This window comes from Paracoccus shandongensis, from assembly GCF_017315735.1.
GTDB lineage: Bacteria > Pseudomonadota > Alphaproteobacteria > Rhodobacterales > Rhodobacteraceae > Paracoccus > Paracoccus shandongensis.
Window position 1 is genome coordinate 1 of record NZ_JAFLRK010000066.1, and the last position, 6,042, is coordinate 6,042.

A 6,042-nucleotide genomic window follows, 5' to 3' on the forward strand; every position below is an offset into this window, starting at 1 on the left:
CGCCTGGCCTGGCGGGGGCGCTGGCCGGGGCGGGGATGGCGCTTGCGGGACGCGCGGCGCTGCCGCTGGCCCTTGCCGCCGCGCTGGCCGGGGTTGCCGCCGTCGCCCTCTACCTTGCCGATATCCGCCGCCTGTGGCAAAGCCGCCACCGTCCCCAGACCGAGGTGAACATGCGCTGGAGCCGCGCGGCCCTGGGCTTTCTGGGCCTTGCCGCCGTTCTGCTGCCCCCGGCCGTGCTGCGGGGCGGTCCCTGGGCCGAGGCCACGGCCTTTGCCGCCCTGGCGGGCTGGCTGTCCACGCTGACGCTGGCGCAGATGGTCAAGATCGTCTCGTTCCTGACCTGGATCCAGGTCTTCGCGCCCCGGATCGGGCGCGCCCCGGTGCCGCTGGTCCCCGAGCTGACGGATGCTCGCGCCACCGGGCGCTGGCTGGCGCTGTGGGTCGCGGGCGCGGCGGGCGGCACGCTGGCGCTGGCGGTGGGCCAGGACACGGCCTTCCGGCTGGCCGCGCTGGCCATGCTGGCCGCCGCCCTGGGGCTGGCGCACGAGGCCTGGGCCATCCGCCGCTTGCGCCATCTCGACCCCGCGCGGCGGCCCGCTATCCTGCCGCCTCTCGTGCTTCCCTCCTCTCCGCAAGGATCCCCCGATGACCACCCCCGAACCCTTCGAGCTTGATGTCCGCCCGCAGCTCGCGCGCGGCGAGGAGCCCTTTGGCGCCATCATGGCAGCCGCCGACCGGCTGCAACCCGGCCAGGCGCTGCGGCTGATCGCGCCCTTCCGGCCCGCGCCCCTGTTCGGCGTGATGGCCAACCGGGGCTTTGCCGCCAGCGACCGCCGCCGTTCCGACGGCGCGTGGGAGGTTCTGTTCGCGCCCCTGCAGGACGCCGCCCCCGCCGACGCGGGCCTGGCGCCCGGATCGGCCCCGGGCGCGGCGCTTTGGCCCGATCCGGCGCAGGTGCTGGATCTCGCCGGGCTGATGCCGCCCGAGCCGATGGTGCGCATCCTGGAAGCCCTTGCCGCCCTGCCCGAGGGCGAGGTGCTGTTTGCCCTGCTGGACCGGGAACCGATGTTCCTGTTTCCCGAACTGGCGGCGCGCGGGCACGAATGGGCGGGCAACCTTGCGCCCGACGGGGCCTCGTACCGGCTGTTGGTGCGGGCGGGCGGGGTGGACGCGGGGGCGGATCATGGCTGAGGATCTGCGCGCGGCGGTCCTGGCCGCGCTGCGCGGGGTGGTGGACCCGGAAACCGGGCGCGACCTGGTGGCGATGGGGCTGGTCTATGACCTGGCGGTCGAGAACGGCGCGGTCGCCGTCACCATGACCACCACCACCCGGGGCTGCCCCCTGTCCGAGATGCTGCGGGCCGGGGCCGAGGCCGCCATCGCGGCCCTGCCCGGCGTGGCCCGGGCCAGCGTCGCGCTGACCTGGGAACCCCCCTGGACCCCCGACCGGATCCAGGCGGGGGCGTTCTGATCAGGACCGGGCAGGTGCCGCCGGCCTTTCCCGGATCGCCGATCCCGAGGACTGAAACCGCCTTCCTGTTTGCGTTTCATCAAAGTGGCGCGCCCCGATCGGGCCTAAACCCCTGGGCAACGGGCCGCGACCGGCCCGCCCATCCAAGGAGACCACAGATGACACGCCTTTCCGTCCTTGCCGCCCCCGCCCTGCTGCTGGCGCTGGCCGTTCCCGCCCTTGCGGCCGAGCACGAGGTCCACATGCTCAACAAGGGCGAGGCCGGGAAACGATCCGCTTCATCCCCACCGACAAGAGCCACAACGTCGAGGCCATCGCCGACATCCTGCCCGCGGGCGTGGAGCCCTTCAAAAGCAGGATCAACGAGGAATTCACCCTCACCGTGACCGAACCCGGCCTTTACGGCGTGAAATGCACGCCGCACTTCGCCATGGGCATGGTGGGCCTGGTCCAGGTGGGCGACGCGCCCGCGAACCTGGACGCCGCCAAGGCCGCCAAGATGTCGAAAAAGGCGCGCGAGCGGATGGACGCGGACCTCGCCCGGGTGCAGTGAGCCGGAACCTCCGCGCGGGGCGGGGGGTTGATCCCTGCCCCCGCAAGGGCCGGTTCCCCGGCCGTTTTCCCCGAAAGGCCCACCCCATGAGCCTGAAACTCTCGCCCGCGCATCGCCGGATCGCCGGGCAGTCGCGGCTGTTCGCCTCGCTGCCCCCCGACCTGTCCGCCCCCCTGCTGGACGCGGCCCATGTGCTGCGCCTGGAGCGCGGGCAGGTGCTGTTCCAGCACGGCGACCCGGCCGCCGCGATCCATGTCGTGGCCGAGGGCTGGATCAAGCTTTACCGCATCGCCCCCAGCGGGGCCGAGGCGGTGGTGGGCGTGATGACCCGGGGCCAGAGCTTTGGCGAGCCGATGGCGCTGCGCCGGGCAGCCTATCCCGTCTCGGCCGAGGCGGTGACGGGGTGCGAGCTGGTCGCGGTGCCCGCCCATGCGGTGCTGGACCTGCTGAAGACCCACCCCGAGGCGGCGATCTCGATCCTGTCGGCGACCTTCATGCACCTGCAGGGCCTGGTCGAGCAGATCGAGCAGCTGAAGGCCCGCTCGGGCGCCCAGCGGGTGGCCGAGTTCCTGCTGGAGCTGTGCCCGCCGGGTGCGGAGAGCGCCACCGTGGTCCTGCCCTATGACAAGGCGCTGATCGCGGGCCGGCTGGGCATGAAGCCCGAAAGCCTGTCGCGCGCCTTCGCCCGCCTGCGCGACCTGGGCGTGCGGGTGACCCAGTCCAGCGCCGCCATCGCCTCGGTCTCGCGGCTGGAGGAGCTGGCCCAGGCCGAGGCCTTCGGCGCCATGAACCGCGTCATCTGACGGCCCCCTATCCGAAGGCCACCATCGCCAGCCCCCAGACCGCCGCCAGCCACAAGGCCAGCGGCCCCAGCAGCGCCGCCAGCCATCCCGGCGCGCCGCGCAGGTGCAAAAAGCCCCCCAGGATCGCCCGCGCCTTCAGCCAGGCCAGCACCAGCAGCGCCCCCATCGCCGCCACCCCCGGCACCGGCGACACCAGCACCGTCGCCGCGACCAGCGCGATCAGAAGGGCCCAGGTGCGCGTCAGGGGGGACATCCGATGCTCTATGCCTTCAGGCGGCCAAGGCCTCGATCCGCGCGCCGGGAAAGGCGGACAGGGCCTTGTCGATGGCGGGGCGGGTCATCAGGACAGCCGCGGTTGACAGCGCGTCGGCCAGCATCGCGCTGTCCGCGCTGATCGAAACCACGCTCCAGCGGGGGGCCTGGCCTGCGGGGCCGATGATATGCGCGCGGTCCTGCTCCGGTCCGATCCGGGTGCCAAAGGCGGCCGAGGTCGCCAGCGCCCGGTCGCGCAGCGCCAGGTTGCGCAGGACCTGGCCGCCCGGCGCCTCGATCCGGGCGTCCCAGGGGGTGGGGCCCAGGGCGCGCAGCTCGCCCGCGTCGATCAGCACCCGGGACAGGCCGTGGCGCGCGGCGACCTGGGCCAGGCGGTCGGCGGCAAGGCCCTGGGCGATGCCGTTCAGCGTCAGCGCCATGCCGGGGCGGGCCAGGCGGATTTCGCCGGGGCCGACCTGGACATCCCCCCAGCCGACCAGGGCCGCCGCAGCGGTTTCGTCCTGCCCCAGACGGCGGGCCTGCCACAAGGGCTGCACGGTGGGGTCGAAAGCGCCGCCGGTCGCGTCATGCACCCGGCCTGCAAGATGCAGCACCGCCAGCATGTCGTCCGAGGGATGGGCCAGCCGGCCAAGCGCATTGAGGCGGCGCAGGTCGGATCCGGTGAACAGGGAAAACTGCCGCTCGACGGCGCGCAGGCTGCGGGCGGCCTCGGCGAAGAAGGCGCGGGCGGCAGAGGGCGTGCCGCCCTGGACCGTCAGCGCCACGTCCGCCCCCAGGGCCACGCCCTGCCAGCGGTGGCGGTCGCCTGCAAGGGCGGGCGCGGCCAGGGCGCAGGCCGACAGGGCCAGGAAGCGGCGGCGGTTGAGGGCGGCGGTTGTCATGGCGTCACCTGTCGGGACCGGAAGGACGGCGGCTGGCGGTCCGCCGCGCCGTCATGGGCGCCTGCGGGCACCTGCGTAGGTTGCAGCGGCGGCGGCACGGGCGGGGATGCGGGGGCGGTGGGAACGGGCGTGCCGCCGCCGCGCGCGCGGCGCTTCAGGACCGGGCAGGTCGCGTCGTCGTTCATGATGACCTGGCAGCGCAGGCACAGCACGCATTCGTTGGCGTTGATGCGGCCCAAGGGGTCGATGGCCCCCACGGTGCATTTCGTTTCGCACAGCCGGCATTCGCGCCCGCATTGCGGGCGGCGCTTCAGCCAGTCGAAGATCTTCAGCTTGGCGGGCAGCGCAAGGCCCGCGCCCAGGGCGCACAGGTAACGGCAATAGAACCGCTCGATGAACAGGCCCGCGCCGATCAGCACGACCACATACAGCACGAAGGGCCAGGGGCGCAGGAAGCGCAGGCTGATGGCGGTCTTGAAGGGCTCGGCCTCGGCCATGACCAGGGCCTGCTCCATGGAATAGAAGGACAGCGCCACAAGGGCCACGAACAGGGTGTACTTGATGACCCACAGGCGTTCGTGCAGGGCTTGGGGAACGGCGATCTGCCGGATGCCCAGCCTTTGGGCGGCGGCGTTCGTCAGTTCCTGCAACGCGCCGAAGGGGCACAGCCAGCCGCAGAAGACGCCGCGTCCCCAGAACAGCATCCCCAGGGCCACCGCCGACCACAGGACAAAGACCAGCGGCGCGATCAGGAAGGTTTCCCAGCGGAAGCCGGACAGCAGGGCGTGCAGGAAGGCGATCACCTGCACCACCGACAACTGCGCGCCCAAACCCCAGCCAAGCACCACAAGCGTCGTCGCCAGATAGGCCAGCCGCAACCGCCGCCACAAGTGCGGCCGCCGCACCAGCCATTCCTGCCCGAACAGGACCAGCCCCAGCACCGCCAGCATGGCGCCCACAAAGGCGATCTGGGGGCGCTTTTCCACCCAGAACCGCTGCCACAGGGGGGTCTCGGGTTCGGGGGCGGCGATGCGGAAGGCGGGGGGCAGCGTGACGGTGGCGGTGACGGGCAGGGCCAGGACGCCGCCCGCACCGTCGCGCGTCGTGGTCACGGTGACGCGGAACGGCCGGGTCAGGTCGATGCCGCCCGCCCGGGGGTCGGCGTTGAAGCGGAAGACGCTGCGTTCCTTCAGGTCGGGCGCGCCCGCGACGGCAAGGCGGGGGATCGCGGTGAAGGCCTCGGCCCCGGGGACCAGGCGGACGTTGTCCTGTTCGATCGCAATCCGGTCGAACCGCCCCGTGCGCCGGTATTCGGTGCCGCGATGCGATTGCAGCCCGCGCGAGAAAAGGCCCAGAAGCGCCTCGCCCGGTTCCAGGTTGCCCGCGGCCTCGGTCAGCCGCGCCTGGCCCAGCAGGTTGCGCCCGGCGGTCGGGGTGTCGATCACGCCCGCCCAGATTTCCAGCCAGGGCGCGTCCGAGGGGGCGATGGGCGGGCGCGCGTCGGGCATGGCCTCTGCGGCCTCGGCCATGGTCGCGCGGGCATGGGACAGCGCGCCCATCCCTTCCAGCGCGGGCCAGTCGGCGGGCGCAAAGGCCACGCGGTCGATCACCCCCCCTTCGGCCTGCGCGCCCGCCAGGATGCGGGCGGCGCGCAGGATGCCGTCGCGGATCACCCCGGTCGTGACCGTCGCGCGCGAGATCACGTCCGGCACCCCCGCGTCCCCGGCGGGGCGGTTCATGTCGTGGCCGCGAAAGCCGCTGACATAGGCGGCGATATCGGCGTCCGAGATGCCCAGCGTCAGCACGGGTTCCGCGTGGCGCATCAGTTGCGCGCCCGCGATCCGGCCATCGGGGGCGACCGCGACCAGCACGTCCAGCGGCTGGCCCGAATACCCGGTCGAGCCCGCAAGCTCCCATGTGGATCCGATCAGGCCCAGCACGCGGCCCCCGGCCTCGGCCCGCCAGCCCGGCACCGGGGCGTCCTGCCGGGTCAGCCCGGGCGTGCTGCCGGGCGGCAACCCGAACAGGGCCGCCGCCAGGGACGCGTCGGGCGCGGCGGGG

General features: G+C 73.3%; 8 protein-coding genes. 5 read left to right on the forward strand and 3 right to left on the reverse strand.

Translation table 11 applies throughout. The features are described 5' to 3' along the window. The 5 genes from JX613_RS19460 to JX613_RS19480 all read left to right on the forward strand — a co-directional run. On the forward strand, positions 1-674 hold a 674-nt coding region (locus JX613_RS19460), incomplete at its 5' end, for a hypothetical protein (protein ID WP_207103130.1). Then, positions 646-1,191 carry a DUF2249 domain-containing protein gene (locus JX613_RS19465; protein WP_207103131.1) on the forward strand — a complete coding sequence of 182 codons (546 nt, stop codon included), beginning with the start codon at positions 646-648 and terminating at the stop codon, positions 1,189-1,191. The genes JX613_RS19460 and JX613_RS19465, both read left to right, overlap by 29 nt. Then, positions 1,184-1,471 carry a metal-sulfur cluster assembly factor gene (locus tag JX613_RS19470; RefSeq protein WP_207103132.1) on the forward strand — a complete coding sequence of 96 codons (288 nt, stop codon included), beginning with the start codon at positions 1,184-1,186 and terminating at the stop codon, positions 1,469-1,471. Before JX613_RS19465 ends, JX613_RS19470 begins: the two co-directional genes overlap by 8 nt. Before the next feature lie 325 nt (positions 1,472-1,796). Then, on the forward strand, positions 1,797-2,024 hold the full coding sequence (locus JX613_RS20070; RefSeq protein ID WP_237168753.1) for a plastocyanin/azurin family copper-binding protein: 228 nt from the start codon (positions 1,797-1,799) through the stop codon (positions 2,022-2,024). Positions 2,025-2,110: 86 nt separating this feature from the next. Further along, on the forward strand, positions 2,111-2,827 hold the full coding sequence (locus JX613_RS19480) for a Crp/Fnr family transcriptional regulator (protein ID WP_207103133.1): 717 nt from the start codon (positions 2,111-2,113) through the stop codon (positions 2,825-2,827). Between the two features lie 7 nt (positions 2,828-2,834). Here the strand turns inward: JX613_RS19480 and JX613_RS19485 are convergent, their stop codons facing one another. From JX613_RS19485 to JX613_RS19495, 3 genes are all read right to left on the reverse strand, one after another. Then, entirely contained in the window at positions 2,835-3,080 is a 246-nt protein-coding gene (locus JX613_RS19485; protein ID WP_207103134.1) for a cytochrome C oxidase subunit IV family protein, read from the reverse strand. 16 nt (positions 3,081-3,096) lie between these two features. After that, the gene (locus JX613_RS19490) at positions 3,097-3,981 is read right to left on the reverse strand and encodes an FAD:protein FMN transferase (protein WP_207103135.1); all 885 of its coding nucleotides are present in this window, start codon (positions 3,979-3,981) and stop codon (positions 3,097-3,099) included. Further along, positions 3,978-6,042 (reverse strand): 4Fe-4S binding protein (locus JX613_RS19495; protein WP_207103136.1); only part of this gene is annotated, 2,065 nt, incomplete at its 5' end. The genes JX613_RS19495 and JX613_RS19490, both read right to left, overlap by 4 nt.

Coding starts and splice junctions, on each gene's coding strand:
- JX613_RS19480 (WP_207103133.1), top strand. CDS start 2,111: ATGAGCCTGAAACTCTCGCCCGCGCATCGCCGGATCGCCGGGCAGTCG.
- JX613_RS19485 (WP_207103134.1), bottom strand. CDS start 3,080: ATGTCCCCCCTGACGCGCACCTGGGCCCTTCTGATCGCGCTGGTCGCG.
- JX613_RS19465 (WP_207103131.1), top strand. CDS start 646: ATGACCACCCCCGAACCCTTCGAGCTTGATGTCCGCCCGCAGCTCGCG.
- JX613_RS19490 (WP_207103135.1), bottom strand. CDS start 3,981: ATGACAACCGCCGCCCTCAACCGCCGCCGCTTCCTGGCCCTGTCGGCC.
- JX613_RS19470 (WP_207103132.1), top strand. CDS start 1,184: ATGGCTGAGGATCTGCGCGCGGCGGTCCTGGCCGCGCTGCGCGGGGTG.